Consider the following 14,950-nt stretch of genomic DNA (forward strand, 5'->3'; position numbering starts at 1 on the left):
AAAAGAATTCAATCTTAGTTTTTTTCCTTCAGAAAGGCATAGGTAAAGCCATTTTGCAGGGTAAAACCGACAGCCAGTACTCCTATCAGGATCTGATATCGGGGATGATCCCCCACAAGCGAGGAGGCAATAAGAATAACTCCGGCCCAAATGAGCGCGTTCAGGATCAATACTTTTTTCATAGTTATGTGGTTTGAGATGATTTTAAAGTATGCCAGAGGATTCCAGTTGATCCCTCCTGCTACCTAAAGGTACTTAAAAACATTTTCGTTTTATTCTTTATTCATTCACAAACCTGATTCTGGCCCAGTTATGTCCTTTTTTGTCAATAGTGAGTGTATCGATATTAATCGTACTCCCCTTTTTTGCAACTCTTACAAATGACGGCAGCTTGTACCCATTTTCTTTTCTGGGTTTATCTGCGCGCACATTTGCATCTTTTATAAGCTTATATTCTTTGCCAATTTGAGGCCTTTCACTGATAATTCGGTCACTATTTTGTCCGGTTGAAAAATTTCCCAGATATAACCAGTCGGTAGCTATAGGTTCACCTTCATCAGGATCGATTAGTTCACTGGCAGTCTGCTTGTCAATTTTGTCGATAATGCTGAGAGCATTTTTTTGGATATCGGATAACTGACTTGTATCTCCTGAGGACAGATCGAGATTATCAAGAACGTGATTTACCACACTCTTAATGGCAGTATCCCGATTTCCTATATCCACAAGTACATCCAATAAATGCTGTTTCCCTGGGGCTAAGATCATTTGAGCCGCAATTTGTGGATCATCATCCTTTTTGAGCATATAGATGGCATAAGCCCCCATTTTGGAGGTTGTAATATCAGGATCGGCAATCATTTCCATAAAAGGCTTCATGGCCGTTACGTTGGCAATCTGACTTTCAATTTCGGTAAGGCTTTTGTTAAAAAAATACCCCATTACGGCAACGAGAACGGGGGTAAGGAGCAGGATGGATGATTGAATGATATCCCAGGGGGTCTTGGATTTTTTCTGTTCAGACATGATATGGTTGGTTTAAGGTTTTTAAATAAGCTATTGAGAACCGGGAAAATTTTAAATAAGCTTATGAAGGCCGGGTCAAGGTATCCACCAGGCGGTAACAAAGAACAATATTTAAGTGCTCTTAGTTCTTACTAGAGTGTTTGGTTCCCAATCGTCCTCCTAACCATCCCATCGGGATGTACGCCGCAATAAGGTCTAAAGTTGAGAACCATGCAGGGGCCGGAAGGTTGATTACATTTATGATTCCACCAATCAGAAAACCTATACCCACAATCATCGCAAACATCATTTTTCTTGTAGCCGCAATTTTCGCAGCAAAATAAGCACCTATTAATGTACCTATGGCATGAGCTAAAAATGGAAAAATAAAATGTTTTGGTTCGAAGAGAGACATGCTTTCCTTCAGGCCTTCCATTGTACTGACGTCTGCACCTTCAGGGAGGTTAATTACGCGTCCGTTAAGGGAAATAAAGAACATGTTTACGGCACTGCCCAGCACAAGGCCTGCGATAACTGCCAGGATATTGCGGAAAATAGGATTCATGGTTTTTTGGTTTTCAGGTTATTCAGAAAATACTGCGAAACGTATTGCGCTGATTTTAATCATTTTAAATGTAATGATTTTTGATCAATTACCTTTTTTAAGTAATTTCCTGATAAGGATGATCTGTCCCAAATGATAATGCGAGTGTTCAATAATGCCGAACAGATTCCTTTGGTATGAACCGTATTTTTCGTCGGCTAGTAGATTTGGTAATTCTTCCTCAGGGAGATTTTCAACCAACGAAATAAATTTTTCCGCTTCCTTCCATGTCCTGTTTTTAAGTTCTTCCCAGTCGGAGCTATTTTGGATGGAAGGACAATCAAAGCTTTCAGAATCCTTTCCCTTCAGAGGTTCCCCTTCCAGAACTCTTGTCACTACTCTGGCAAAATAATTAATGTGATAAACGAGTTCGGCAATGCTATGCAGCTCATCGATTTTATGAATAGCTTCCTTCCAGCTGAGTCCTGCAAGACCATCCCTGAGGTTAACAGCTGTCCAGTTACCTCCAAAATAAAATTCCCTGATATGTTTGGCAATGAAAACCGATTGACTCATAGTTTAAAAACCTTTTTAGATTTCATCTTGTTGAATACCCAATAAAGTTAGGATAAATGAAATTATTCACGGTCTCATATGATTGGATGATCAATTTCAATTTGCCTTATTTTTCCTGAATCTTTTGCTAATCCAGTTCAGAATCATAGTGGCGATTATAGCCAGGCTAATTGCCATACTATTGAATACAATGTCTTCGGTGTCGAAAACTCGTTCAGGAAGGAAATATTGAATCCCTTCATCAAGAGTGCCAAGCAATATTCCGGCCAGCCAGGCCAGCAACGCTGGTTTCCAGATGCCGCCTTCTAATTTTGGTCTCCTCCTGATTGCCTTGTGTAGTAGGATTGCCAGTACACTATATTCTATAAGGTGGCTCCGTTCAGGAGCGCCCAGGCGAAAAAAGAACATGACATAGACTCCAATGATGCCAATTAATACGGCGTATTCTATCCCGGAAGGTTTCTTTATCAGTCCGTGTAGTAAAACAGCAACGCCAACAAGGAACATCCCGAGGAGGAAGAAGACTGCCTGTACATTCTGATCCCTTAATTCATTAGCAAAAGGCCGACCCATAAATAGTGTTGAAAGGATGGTGAGGTAGACCACGATTACGGCCAGCCAGAGATACTTTTCTTTTATATTGGTTTCCTTCATCATAAATCTGCTAAAACCATCTTGTAAGGTTGTAAATTTTATATTTTCTTACTTCAGGCTGGCCAGTTTGTTCTCAATCCTGACCACTGTATTCCAGTTTCTGGTGGTGATTTTTTTTCCATAAAAGCTTTGCAGAATGCCCATGGCTTCGGGGGATTTGGAAACGCTCAGGTCGAGTACGCTGCAAATTATTCTTCCCTTGTGATAGATGATACGATAGGCACCATCTTCACTCTGCCAGGGTAGGGGAATCTGTGATTTACTGCTGTCACTGAGAAAGGTGGTATAAAACCTGATGGTCTTGTCCAGGCTTTCATTTGAAAACGGATTATTAGCCGTTAAATTTAATATTTGTTTTGCCTTAATAACTGTAGTGGGGATTTCAAAGCCGAAAACCTTTGAAATATGTGAGCATATCTCATCCTGGAGCCTGTATTCTTCTTCTGAATCAGCTTTAAAAATAATATTCCCGGAATTCAGCAGGGTGATCACCTTTGAATATCCCAACTTTTCGAATTCAGTGCGGAGCTGTACCATGGGGACCTTATGGTGTCCACCCACGTTAATTCCCCTTAATAAAGCAACAAATGGTTCCATGTTAGATTCTGTATTCAAATTATTGAGTCAAATGTCCTGTACAATAAAAATCGCATTCCCGTTAAGATCGTAAAAACCAAATTCATGCGTGCCCCAAGGCGTATTCAGGCGTAATTTATCTTCTGCTATGGTCCCTCTTTCCAAAAATTCTTCGAAATATGGATTTATATCACTGACGAAGATCTTCATCACGGAGCCAAGGACGGGATCTTCTTCAGTTCCGTGGTGAAATTGTAAATGAAATTCCTGTTGCTCTCTCCGCATACCTGCGTATCCTTTATCTCCAAATGCATATGTAAACCCAGTGTATTTTTTATACCATTCCAGATCACGTTCTATATCCGTTGATGGTAAGACAGGTATAATGTACAATGCGGAATTAGCTGTTTTCATTTGAATAAAATCCTTCGTTAAAATAGACAGTATGAAACCGAACGCCTAGCAAGATCGGAAATTTACATGAGCCATAGTTTATATCGATCAAACGTCTGTGGATAATAGGGTTTCATTTGGTAAATTTGAGGTACTCTCTAATAAAACCTAATTACATATACCATGGAAGACATAAAAGACAGGAGTGGATCATCTAACGGTTCAGCTTACCAGGCTAACGATGAAAGTAAATGCCCATTTCTCAATGGGGAACTGCAGCAGGTTGCCGGTGGAGGGACTACCAACCGCGATTGGTGGCCCAATTCGTTAAATCTCAATATCCTTCGCCAGCATTCTGAGCTGGTTGACCCTATGGGGGAAGAATTTGACTATGCAAAAGAATTTAAAAGTCTCGACCTAAAGGCGATAAAAAAGGATCTTACGGATCTTATGACTGATTCGAAGGACTGGTGGCCGGCCGATTATGGGCATTATGGTCCTTTCTTTATTCGTATGGCATGGCATGCTGCCGGGACTTACCGAATTTCGGATGGTCGTGGAGGAGGTGGTACAGGCTCCCAGCGCTTTGCCCCATTAAACAGCTGGCCCGATAATGCTAACCTGGACAAGGCCAGAGTACTTTTATGGCCGATTAAAAAGAAATACGGAAAGAAAATTTCTTGGGCAGATTTACTCATTCTTGCCGGAAATGTTGCGCACGAATCCATGGGATTACCCATGTACGGATTTGCAGGTGGGCGTGAAGACATTTATCAGCCCGAAGAAGATATTTACTGGGGGTCAGAAACTACCTGGTTGGGAAATAAAGCGAGATACAATGAAGATGGTGATTTAGAAAGACAAATGGGTGCTGCTCATATGGGTCTTATCTATGTCAACCCGGAAGGACCAAACGGAAACCCCGACCCGTTGGCTGCCGCGCATGATATCAGAGAGACTTTCGGTAGAATGGCAATGAACGACTACGAAACTGTTGCCCTGATTGCCGGAGGCCATACATTTGGTAAAACCCACGGCGCTGCCAGCGATGCAGAGTTTCTTGAGGCAGAACCTGCAGGGGCTCCAATCGAATTGCAAAGCCTTGGCTGGAAAAGCAACTTTAAAAGCGGAAAAGGATCGGATACAATCACCAGTGGTCTGGAAGGAGCCTGGACAGATACTCCGATAAAGTGGAGCCATAAGTACCTGGAGAACCTTTTTGGCTACGAATGGGAACTCACTAAGAGTCCGGCCGGAGCATGGCAATATCAGCCCAAAGATGGAGCAGGAGCAGGAACTGTTCCCGATGCACATGACCCGGAAAAGAAACATGCGCCATTTATGTTGGTGACAGATCTTTCACTAAGGATGGATCCTGCCTATGAAAAAATATCAAGGCACTTCTTAGAAAACCCTCAGGAATTTAAAGAGGCATACCAAAAAGCGTGGTATAAACTAACTCACAGGGACATGGGACCCAAGTCGCGTTTCCTTGGACCTGAAGTTCCTTCAGAAGAGCTGATCTGGCAAGACCCTGTTCCTGCAGTTGATCATGAACTGGTAAATGATAAGGATATCGATAACCTCAAAGAAACCATCCTGGCTACAGGACTATCCATTTCTGAACTGGTAAGCACTGCCTGGGCATCAGCTTCCACTTTCAGAGGTTCTGATAATCGCGGGGGGGCTAATGGGGCTCGTGTAAGACTTGAACCCCAGAATCAATGGGAAGTAAACAATCCTGTGCAATTAGGAAAAGTACTTGATGCGCTTACAAAGGTGCAGAACGACTTTAATGCTGCTCAGAAAGGGGATAAAAAAGTATCCCTGGCGGATCTGATCGTACTTGGTGGATGCGCTGCAGTTGAGAAAGCAGCGAAGGACGCGGGACAGAATGTAAAAGTTCCATTTTCTCCGGGGCGTACTGATGCCTCAGCCGAGATGACTGATGCGGAAGCCTTTGACGTACTGGAGCCTATTGCCGATGGTTTCAGGAATTACCGCAAAATAAAATCTTCTGTTTCTACCGAAGATATGCTGGTAGATAAAGCTCAATTAATGACTCTTACTGCACCAGAAATGACTGTGCTCGTGGGAGGGATGAGAGCTCTTGCGGCGAATTACGATGGTTCCGAACACGGTGTATTTACGGATAGACCGGGTACTCTTAGTAATGATTTCTTTGTAAATCTACTTGATATGGGTAATGAGTGGAAGGCTATCGACTCTGATCAGGAAGTATTTGAAAGTCATGACAGAAATACAGGAGAGAAGAAATGGACAGGAACAAGGGTTGATCTGATCTTTGGTTCTAATACTGAACTTAGGGCGATTGCCGAAGTCTATGGCTCTGACGATGCAAATGGCAAGTTTGTAAAGGACTTTGTAAAGGCATGGAATAAGGTGATGAACCTCGATAGGTTCGACCTGGCCTAAAACTTAGCCTATATTTAATAAAATGGCCCCATTACGGGGCCATTTTTTTGTGAATCAATGATTGGAATAGTCTATTCTTCCGCAATCTGAACGGCAAGGCCATTTACATCGAAATAGTCTGATGCGCTGGTAATTTTTCCGTCTTCATTAACCGAAATCAGGACAAACAAGCCCAGTACCGCAAGGGTAGTGAATTCTTTTTTCATTGGTTGTTTGTTGGTTAGTAAGTACTTAAGGTACAAAAAAAGCAATGGGGCTAGAGGTAGGGGATTGCTATCGGAATTCAGAGAAAGGATACTAGATTATTGATACACCCTTACGTAGTCGATCTCCATTGTAGCGTTGGTGAATCCAGGAGGAATCTCACCACCTAAATTTCCACCCATGGCAATATTGAGTAAAATATAATGAGGGTTATCGTAGGGTTTGTCCTGGGTATTGGCCAGTTCGTAGACCAAAGTATCATCTACCAGTACCCTCATAGTACTGCTATTCCATTCCAGTACGTAGAGGTGGAATTCCTGGGTGGAATCCGGAACGGCAGTCTCAGATCCTTCACTTTGGTATGCTCCGGTATTCGTATTTCCCCAGTGGAAATAGGCAATAGTATTGATCTTATCCCAACCTCTTTGCTCCATGATGTCGATCTCACCACATGCGGGCCAGCCTACATTGCCGTACTGCTGACCAAAATAATTTCCTGTCTCATTGATGTTGGCTCCTAATGTCCAGATGGCGGGCCAGGTACCCCCTTCAGCAGGTAATTTAGCTCTGACTTCCACACGTCCATAGGTAAAGGCATATTTGGAGTTTAATCGGGCTGAGGTATAAGATTTGGAAACACCGCCGCTGGTATATTGTTCTTTATGAGCGACGATTTTTAATGTGCCATTACTTACATATGAATTCTCCACCCTTTCTGTATAGTGCTGAACTTCGTCATTGTACCAGCTTCCATTGTTGGGTCCGATTACCTGGTGGTGCCATTTAGAGGAATCAGGGCTTCCCTCATAATCAAATTCATCTGCGAATACCAGCGTAGCTTCTTGCTCCTGAGTACCTCTGAAAATAGTTACTTCGCTTGATTTAGAAATAGATTCTCCTGAATCAGAATAGGCAAACACCTCTATGGAATACGAATGCGTACCTTCCCGATCAAAGGTATGACTCATGGTTCTGGAAGTAGTTTCTTCTAATGCCCCGCCATCAAATCTGTATGCGTAACGTACGGCGTCCTCTGCGTATGCACTTACCTGTACCATTCCCGAACCATCTCCTCCTGGTTGCGTGTCAGAAGCACCGACGACGGTTATAATAACAGTTAAATTTGAGGGTTTAGTTGTAGTTTCGGGATCAGTAGAACTACAGGAAAGAATAAGGGTCAGACCTAAAAGGGCAAGATAAAACAGTTTAATTTTATTTTCTGAAGTGAAGAAATGGGATCCAGGAATCATAGCGAGGTATTAGGAAAGACCAATAATACTAAATTTTCTACTGATAACCGTAACTCCGGGCACATGGAATAGAAAGAACAGCCTGAGTGCGAGAGTTTTTGGGTTCGGATTTCTTCCAAGTTCTTAGTAATACTCATCGGCGACCAGTGCATAATTCCAATATTTTCAATAGCTACTTGTCGTATTCTGATATTTATAACCAATTTCTTGGTAAAACGGGTTTATCTAAGTTATGTTGAGATTTTATCTGTTGAAGATTTCCTCAGCTTTTCTATTGAAAACTGTTCCAGGTCCCCGGAATTCTTTGTGATGTTAACTTGGTCTTTGCTCATGTCTTTTTCAATTCGGTTCAAAACCGTAACAGTTCCGTCATTATCCCAAAGCGGATGACATCCAACCGGTGTTGAAAATAGATGTTGTAGTAATCGATTCCATGATAATACTGCACAAAGAACCCAATGTCTTCTAAAAACTTCGGATGGTAATAAAAAGTGAAGCTTGCATTAAACCGCTTGATATTAAAGGTGTCCCAATCGTTGATATTATCCAAAAACCAAGTGGTTTCGGCCTTAAGCGAAAAATCGGCCTTTACCGATCTACGATGCCCCATTCTCATGGGAAGTTTATAGGCCAAAAAGGCATTGTGCCAACGGAACCCACTATACTGACCGTGCAATTCTTCCAGCATCCAACTTCTGGGGTGTACTTCGAACGCGCTTTTGAAAAATTTTTGTGCGTTCAATGTTTTGCTGAATCCAGATTTAAGTAATCCCAGTTCAAAAAAATTGGTGGCAAAATTTCCTGTTTGCAGATTGATATTCCCATCCTCATCATAAAAACCGCCGTCCTGCCCGTTGGAATGGTGGGCCATTTTTCCGAACAGGGTAAGACGATTGGCGGCATTCTTTTCACTTGCCAAATAATAGAACGAAATCTGTGGAATATAGCTGGGAGTTTTTACTGGAAAGGACTCTTCATTGAACATACGGATGGTAATCTGCGCCGTGAGCACACCCATTAAACGGGAATCCTTGCGTTCACGAATTACAAAACTGGGGTTTACATTGGCCTCGAACATTAAGGGTTCCAGATTGCCTATATCGGTGGGAAACGTGATGTAACTATCGCTTTGATTGACCTGTACGATCTTTGCCAGATCAAGTCGTGGGATACTGTCCTGTGTTTTTTGACCTGTCATGTTCCCTGTGCATAGGATTACTAAAAGAATTATATGGAAATAGGGGTTCATTTTCTTACTATCCGTAAATAAGCCAACAACGCAAAAACCAAGGTCAGGGAGATTCGAAAAATAAGGGCGCCTATGGTCTTGGTTTCGTACAGTCCACCGTTATTAATATGAAAGAACAGGCCTATAAGGGCGATAATCAAAATTAGGGCAGCAGCTACCAGAATTTTATGAGTCCATTTTCTTAGCTTGATAAATCCGTAAGCAGCCAGGAGATAGAGCCAACTGCAAAAGAAATTTGCCCAGACTACAAAGGGTACATAATTACCTTCTTTGGCCCGTATGCCAAACCAATCGAAGATGACCGAGCTGCTCAAAAACAAGGTCAACAGAGCGAATGCCATCAAAACTCCTACGGTAGCGTACGTAATAATCTTGCTTTTCATCTTTTTCAATTTTTTATACTTTCTTTTTGGTTTCCTTCCCCGAACCACCATTTGGGTCTTTGCTCTTTTTTGACCAGTTTGAACTTTTCGATGGCGTGGGTCTTAATGTGTGCCGCCATATCTTCCACGGAATCGGTCACGAACAGTAGTTTCATGTCCTCAGGACTAATACTTTCCTCTTTCGCCATGATCTGAATGTGTTGGCAGAGTTCCTTGTGGTATTCAGAACCGAAAATGACCACCGGAAAGTTTTGGATCATCTTGGTCTGAATCAAGGTAATCGATTCGAAGAGCTCGTCCAAGGTGCCCATTCCCCCTGGCATCACTACAAAGGCATAGGAGTATTTTATCAAGAGGAACTTGCGCACAAAGAAGTAACGGATGTCTATCCATTTATGCAGATACGGATTCGGTTTTTGTTCAAAGGGAAGGATGATGTTACAGCCCACGGAATAACCACCAGCCTCGTAAGCTCCTTTATTGGCCGCTTCCATTATTCCTGGCCCTCCGCCCGTCATAACCGTAAAGCCCAAATTCGCTAAGGCAGCCCCGACTTTTTCGGCCTGTTGGTAATACGGATTGTCGGGCTCGAATCGTGCCGAACCAAAAACGGTTACACAAGGTCCGATAAAGTGCATTTTCCGGAAGGCCTTTATAAAACTGAACATGACCCTGAATGTGAAGAAGAGTTCCTTGAAACGGGAAAGTGGGCCTCTTAAAAATTTGGATTCATCGGTATGTAATCGATTGTTATTGTTGTTTTCCATCAGCTAACCTTTTTATAGCTCCATACGGCCAACGCATTTATCAACAGGGCATAAATGCCCAGTTTTATCAATTGCGGGGAAATATCCGATAATGAAGATCCTTTCAACATGACCATGCGCACCACCTCCACGAAATATTTAACGGGATTGAATTCGGTAATGAACTGCGCCCAGATGGGCATACTTTCTATGGGGGTAAACAAGCCGCTCATCAGTATAAAGATGACCGCAAAAAACCAAGCAAGGAACATGGCCTGTTGCTGGGTCTCCGTAAAATTGGATATGTACAGGCCGATACCAAGGACGACCAATAAGTACACCGTGGCAAACAGGAACAGCAGTGCCAAATTGCCCACCATGGGAATGTCGAAGGCTATTTTGGCGATGACCAGACCGATTATCAGTTCGGCAATGCCCAAAATCCAGAACGGTGTCAATTTTCCGATGATGAACTCGTGTTTTTTGATAGGCGTTACGTTGATCTGTTCCAAAGTGCCCAATTCTTTTTCGCGTACAATGTTCATTCCGGCAAGAAAAAGGGCGACCATGGTTACCAGCAGTACCAAGATTCCCGGAACCATAAAGGTCTTGTAATCCAGTTCGGGATTGAACCAGAAAAGGGGGATGGCATTTACCTTTTTCGGCATTTGTGACATATCCGCCGGATCGATCAGATCTACTTGGACCGCTTGGTTAAAATCCTTGATGATCGAGGTAACATAAATATTCTCGACCGCCGCCGCCGAACCGTTGATGGCATTGATGGTTACCAAAAGCTTTGATTTTTTTTCTTTTTGTAGGTTGCGTTCAAAATATTGGGGTATGTGCAGTACGACATCTACCGTGCCACTCTGCATGGCCTCTTTCGCCTTTTCTTCGGAAGGGTACATGGCGATAAAATCGAACTGGGTCGAAGCCTTGAATTTGCTCAATAACTCTCGTGAATAGGGAGTATTGTCCATATCGATTGCAGAGAACGCAATGTTCTTTACCTCATAGGAAGCGGCATTGGCCAATATCAACAACTGTATGACCGGCAACATAAAAATAATGACCAGCATCGGCTTGTTACGAAAGATCTGCTTGAATTCCTTGACCAGTAAGAAGTTAATCGTTCTCATACTACTCCAGTCTTATTTTATATTTTTTTATGCTGACCCCAATAAATACGGTAATCATGGCCAATAGCACCAAGGTTTCCTTCCACAGTACCGTAATACCTACCCCTTTCAACAAAATTCCCTTGATCAAGATGATGAACCACTTTGCCGGAATGATGTTGCTGATGACCTGTAGGGCGACGGGCATGCTGGAAATGGGAAAAATAAAGCCCGACAACAATATGGTCGGGAGCATAAGCCCCATCAAGGAGGCCATCATCGCGGTCTGTTGCGTCTCGGAAATCGTCGAGATAAGTATGCCCAATGAAAGTGCGCTGAATATGAACAGGATGCTTTCCAATGCCAACAAGAAATAACTGCCCTGTATGGGCATTTTAAATACAAAGAAGCCAAGGGCCAAGATGACTATGGCGTTTACTATCGCAAGGAAAACATAGGGAAATACCTTGCCCAAAATAACCTGAAAGGGCTTCAGGGGGGAAACCAAAAGAATTTCCATGGTGCCGAGTTCCTTTTCCCTTGTAATACTGATGGAGGTCATGATGGCCGAGACCAGCATCAAGATTACGGTCATGATGCCGGGCACGAACATAAAGACGCTCTTGAGTTCGGGATTATAGTACATTCTGGTCTCCGGTACGATCTGGTACGGCACCTTTATGGCCTTGTTGATGTCCGTTTGGTATTTCTGTAAAATGGAGGACAAATAATTGCTTACGGAATTGGCCACATTGGGTTCGGTGGCATCGGTAATGATCTGTACATCAGCGGAATTTTGGGTTACCAAGTTCTTGTCGAAATTGGGGCCGAATACCAATACAGCCTTTACCTGCCCCTTTTTGAATATGGATTCTATTTGGCCCTCGTCGTCCAGCATATCGCTGATCTTAAAGTATTTTGAGGCCTCGATATCGTTGATGATCTTTTGGGTCTCGGTGTCCTTGGATTTGTCCAGAATGGCTAGGTCAACGTTGTTGATCTCATTGGTAACGGCATATCCGAACAAAAGGATCTGAACGATGGGCATCCCGAACAGAATGACCAATGTGCGTTTATCACGAAAAATGTGATAAAACTCTTTGATGACAAATCCCCTGAATCGTTTCATTTAGCTGTTATTTATTCGATATTCCTTGCCAGTTTCAGGAATACCTCATTCATGGAATCCACTTTAAACTGTTCCTTTAATTTTTTGGGCGTATCCAAGGCCTCTATTCTACCTTCTACCATGATGGAGACCCGATCGCAATATTCGGCCTCGTCCATGTAGTGGGTCGTAACAAAGATGGTAACCCCCTTACTGGCCTCGCGATAGATCATTTCCCAAAACTGCCGACGGGTAATGGGATCTACACCCCCCGTAGGTTCGTCAAGAAATATGATCTTGGGATTGTGCAAAAGGGCTACGGAAAAAGCGACCTTCTGTTTCCAGCCCAACGGGAGGGAACGTACCAGTTCATCCGCATGGTCGTGAAGCCCCAGTTCGTCTATCAATGCCTGTGTCTTTTCCTTTAGGACCGATTTTTGCAAACCATAGATTCCCCCGAAAAAAACAATATTTTCCTTGATGGTAAGGTCATTGTACAACGAGAATTTCTGGCTCATATAACCGATGCTCTTCTTCACGTCCTCGGCATGGGATATTACGTCGAAACCTGCAACGGCGGCCTCTCCGGATGTCGGTTTGGAAATACCGATCAGCATCTTCATGGCGGTGGTCTTGCCTGCCCCGTTCGCACCCAAAAATCCGAAGACCTCGCCCTTGCCCACCTCGAACGAGATTTCGTTGACCGCGGTAAAATCGCCGAACATTTTGGTCAGATTCTCGACCTGTATGACATTTTCGTTTTCCATTTTTTTTTGTGGCTAGACCTATCAGGTTTTGCCTCTTAATTATCGATCAATTCATTTTCTTTGGACAGTTCCATAAAAGCATCCTCAATGGTGGCAACGGTTTCCGAGACTTCGATATCCGAATGTTGTTTTTCCTCCAAATAATGAAGCAAGTCCGAAGGGTTGAAATTCAGGTCGGTGCTTGTAAAGTGGACATACTCCCCGAACGGATAGACACTATGTGTATCGGGATAGACCTCCAAATCCTGTAACAACTTGTAGGTAGCGTTGGCCTTAACGTTAAAGATATTTTTGGGGAAGGTATCTATGATTTTTTGCGGACGGTCTATTTTCAGGATGGTCCCATCCTGTATAAGTGCGATCCGGTCGCAAAGGCTGGCCTCGTCCATATAGGCGGTCGAAACTAAAATTGTAATGTCTTTCTGTTGCAACCGTTTGAGCATTTCCCAAAGTTCCTTTCGGGAAACGGGATCGACTCCGGTCGTTGGCTCGTCAAGGAACAATACTTTCGGTTTGTGTATCAAGGCACAGGAAAGGGCCAGTTTCTGTTTCATCCCCCCAGAAAGCTTACCGGCCCTCCGATCTTTAAAGGGTTCGATGTGTTCATAAATGTCCTTGATCAGATCATAGTTCTCTTCGATGGTCGTTCCGAAAATCGTCGCGAAAAAGTTCAGGTTTTCCTCTACCGTAAGGTCTTGGTAGAGTGAGAACCTTCCCGGCATATAACCGACATGGCTTCGGATATCCTTAAAATCCTTGATAATATCATAATCCGCAACCGTGGCCTCTCCCTCATCGGGAAACAACAAGGTGGTCAATATTCGGAACAGGGTCGTCTTGCCCGCCCCGTCGGGGCCTATCAATCCGAACAGTTCCCCTTGTTCCACCTCAAAGGAAATATCGGTCAAGGCTTTGACCTTGCCGTACGATTTACTGATGTTATTTAAGGAAATGGACATGGGTATTTGGGGTTAATCTATTCCTGGTTTCAACTTCATTTTATAAAAGGAGATTCCCATCCAGACTACCGAGGTGGTCATGGATAGGGCACCGATCAGGACGAAAATCGGCGGAAGGCCCAAATAGACTTCGGCCAAAATGCCCAAGGGCATCAACAAACCGATCAGGGCGAGCCATGATATTGCTTTTACGCTCGAAAGCCGTTCTCGAAAATGTAATAGTAAATAGCCGATCAGAATGTTCAAAAAAGCAAATAGATTACCGTGAACATGGGCCAATCTGCTTTCAAAATGCTTCCCTACGGAGTAGCTGTTTACCCATTCTTCCTTGCCCGGGGCAAAGTCCCTCAAATAGATCAAAATGAATCCGTAGGCCATGAAAAGTCCCATGGTCAAGAATCCTACCGCAATGTTGTTTTTACCGTTCATAATAGTGACTTTTTAGTGAATAGGTCAGTTGAAATATTCGTAATAACCCTCCAAATGTTCCTTTATATTGGAAGTCAATTTTGCCCCTTCCTCAACACTTCCAGTATTCTGAAGAAGTTTTATTTTTTCGATAAGCGGATGTAACCAGACATGTAGGTTGTCATGGGAGGCCCCTTTCATGGTGCACTCCTTTACTACGGTGTTCTTGACCTCATTTAAGCTGTCGCCCAACTTCTTGTAATCTTCCCTTGAGGAAAGCTTGCTTTTGCCTATCAAAGCCAACATCGCAACGACCCCATCCGTAGTCTCTTGGTTCGCCTGCCATTTGAAGCCATTGTTTAATACAATTTCATTGACCCACTCGCTGTCCGGATGATGTTCTGTTTCAACCGTTTGGGTTTCGGTTTGAGCCTCTGTGTTTTTTTGGGCTTCCTTTGATGTTTGCTTGCAACTTGCAAAAGCCAAGGATATAAGTGAGATTAATAGTGCTGTTTTTTTCATCTTAATTATCTTTTATTTTGAACTTGACATTTGAACCAGAAAACTGCCA

The 14,950-nt window shown here is 43.2% G+C and carries 19 protein-coding genes; 1 reads left to right on the forward strand and 18 read right to left on the reverse strand.

Features of this window, described 5'->3' with window-relative positions; all coding sequences use genetic code 11:
* Nucleotides 1-14: 14 nt before the first annotated feature.
* The 7 genes from AB8P51_RS08590 to AB8P51_RS08620 form a co-directional block, all read right to left on the reverse strand.
* Nucleotides 15-182: a hypothetical protein gene (locus AB8P51_RS08590; RefSeq protein WP_369748397.1), complete on the reverse strand. Its 168-nt coding sequence runs from the start codon at nucleotides 180-182 to the stop codon at nucleotides 15-17.
* Nucleotides 183-279: 97 nt separating this feature from the next.
* On the reverse strand, nucleotides 280-1,026 hold the full coding sequence (locus AB8P51_RS08595) for a hypothetical protein (RefSeq protein WP_369748398.1): 747 nt from the start codon (nucleotides 1,024-1,026) through the stop codon (nucleotides 280-282).
* A gap of 121 nt (nucleotides 1,027-1,147) precedes the next feature.
* Complete coding sequence (locus tag AB8P51_RS08600; RefSeq protein WP_369748399.1) at nucleotides 1,148-1,570, reverse strand: hypothetical protein; 423 nt, start codon at nucleotides 1,568-1,570, stop codon at nucleotides 1,148-1,150.
* Nucleotides 1,571-1,654: 84 nt separating this feature from the next.
* Nucleotides 1,655-2,125 carry a DinB family protein gene (locus AB8P51_RS08605; RefSeq protein WP_369748400.1) on the reverse strand — a complete coding sequence of 157 codons (471 nt, stop codon included), beginning with the start codon at nucleotides 2,123-2,125 and terminating at the stop codon, nucleotides 1,655-1,657.
* Between the two features lie 96 nt (nucleotides 2,126-2,221).
* A complete protein-coding gene (locus tag AB8P51_RS08610) occupies nucleotides 2,222-2,782 on the reverse strand; it encodes a VanZ family protein (RefSeq protein ID WP_369748401.1) in 561 nt (186 codons plus the stop codon).
* Nucleotides 2,783-2,827: 45 nt separating this feature from the next.
* Nucleotides 2,828-3,376 (reverse strand): DUF1697 domain-containing protein, encoded by a 549-nt coding sequence (locus AB8P51_RS08615; protein ID WP_369748402.1) that lies wholly within the window; start codon nucleotides 3,374-3,376, stop codon nucleotides 2,828-2,830.
* 27 nt (nucleotides 3,377-3,403) lie between these two features.
* The gene (locus AB8P51_RS08620; protein WP_369748403.1) at nucleotides 3,404-3,769 is read right to left on the reverse strand and encodes a glyoxalase/bleomycin resistance/extradiol dioxygenase family protein; all 366 of its coding nucleotides are present in this window, start codon (nucleotides 3,767-3,769) and stop codon (nucleotides 3,404-3,406) included.
* Nucleotides 3,770-3,931: 162 nt separating this feature from the next.
* Here AB8P51_RS08620 and katG point away from each other — a divergent pair, with 162 nt between their 5' ends.
* The gene (gene katG, locus AB8P51_RS08625; protein WP_369748404.1) at nucleotides 3,932-6,184 is read left to right on the forward strand and encodes a catalase/peroxidase HPI; all 2,253 of its coding nucleotides are present in this window, start codon (nucleotides 3,932-3,934) and stop codon (nucleotides 6,182-6,184) included.
* Between the two features lie 71 nt (nucleotides 6,185-6,255).
* Here the strand turns inward: katG and AB8P51_RS08630 are convergent, their stop codons facing one another.
* The 11 genes from AB8P51_RS08630 to AB8P51_RS08680 all read right to left on the reverse strand — a co-directional run bounded on the left by AB8P51_RS08630 (nucleotide 6,256) and on the right by AB8P51_RS08680 (nucleotide 14,901).
* Complete coding sequence (locus tag AB8P51_RS08630; RefSeq protein ID WP_369748405.1) at nucleotides 6,256-6,390, reverse strand: hypothetical protein; 135 nt, start codon at nucleotides 6,388-6,390, stop codon at nucleotides 6,256-6,258.
* Nucleotides 6,391-6,486: 96 nt separating this feature from the next.
* On the reverse strand, nucleotides 6,487-7,638 hold the full coding sequence (locus AB8P51_RS08635) for a family 16 glycosylhydrolase (RefSeq protein WP_369748406.1): 1,152 nt from the start codon (nucleotides 7,636-7,638) through the stop codon (nucleotides 6,487-6,489).
* 349 nt (nucleotides 7,639-7,987) lie between these two features.
* Nucleotides 7,988-8,836 carry a hypothetical protein gene (locus AB8P51_RS08640; RefSeq protein ID WP_369748407.1) on the reverse strand — a complete coding sequence of 283 codons (849 nt, stop codon included), beginning with the start codon at nucleotides 8,834-8,836 and terminating at the stop codon, nucleotides 7,988-7,990.
* A gap of 47 nt (nucleotides 8,837-8,883) precedes the next feature.
* Nucleotides 8,884-9,270: a hypothetical protein gene (locus AB8P51_RS08645; protein WP_369748408.1), complete on the reverse strand. Its 387-nt coding sequence runs from the start codon at nucleotides 9,268-9,270 to the stop codon at nucleotides 8,884-8,886.
* Between the two features lie 5 nt (nucleotides 9,271-9,275).
* A complete protein-coding gene (locus AB8P51_RS08650) occupies nucleotides 9,276-10,037 on the reverse strand; it encodes a TIGR00730 family Rossman fold protein (RefSeq protein ID WP_369748409.1) in 762 nt (253 codons plus the stop codon).
* Entirely contained in the window at nucleotides 10,037-11,158 is a 1,122-nt protein-coding gene (locus AB8P51_RS08655; RefSeq protein WP_369748410.1) for an ABC transporter permease, read from the reverse strand. Before AB8P51_RS08655 ends, AB8P51_RS08650 begins: the two co-directional genes overlap by 1 nt.
* Nucleotide 11,159: 1 nt before the next feature.
* The gene (locus AB8P51_RS08660) at nucleotides 11,160-12,266 is read right to left on the reverse strand and encodes an ABC transporter permease (protein WP_369748411.1); all 1,107 of its coding nucleotides are present in this window, start codon (nucleotides 12,264-12,266) and stop codon (nucleotides 11,160-11,162) included.
* An 11-nt stretch (nucleotides 12,267-12,277) separates the two neighbouring features.
* Nucleotides 12,278-13,012 carry an ABC transporter ATP-binding protein gene (locus AB8P51_RS08665; protein ID WP_369748412.1) on the reverse strand — a complete coding sequence of 245 codons (735 nt, stop codon included), beginning with the start codon at nucleotides 13,010-13,012 and terminating at the stop codon, nucleotides 12,278-12,280.
* A 35-nt stretch (nucleotides 13,013-13,047) separates the two neighbouring features.
* Nucleotides 13,048-13,971 carry an ABC transporter ATP-binding protein gene (locus AB8P51_RS08670; protein WP_369748413.1) on the reverse strand — a complete coding sequence of 308 codons (924 nt, stop codon included), beginning with the start codon at nucleotides 13,969-13,971 and terminating at the stop codon, nucleotides 13,048-13,050.
* A 12-nt stretch (nucleotides 13,972-13,983) separates the two neighbouring features.
* Nucleotides 13,984-14,400, reverse strand: a complete 417-nt coding sequence (locus AB8P51_RS08675; protein WP_369748414.1) for a hypothetical protein — start codon at nucleotides 14,398-14,400, stop codon at nucleotides 13,984-13,986.
* 24 nt (nucleotides 14,401-14,424) lie between these two features.
* The gene (locus AB8P51_RS08680; protein ID WP_369748415.1) at nucleotides 14,425-14,901 is read right to left on the reverse strand and encodes a hypothetical protein; all 477 of its coding nucleotides are present in this window, start codon (nucleotides 14,899-14,901) and stop codon (nucleotides 14,425-14,427) included.
* Between the last annotated feature and the right edge of the window lie 49 nt (nucleotides 14,902-14,950).

The sequence above is a fragment of the Muriicola sp. SD30 genome (genome assembly GCF_041205185.1).
GTDB lineage: Bacteria > Bacteroidota > Bacteroidia > Flavobacteriales > Flavobacteriaceae > Muriicola.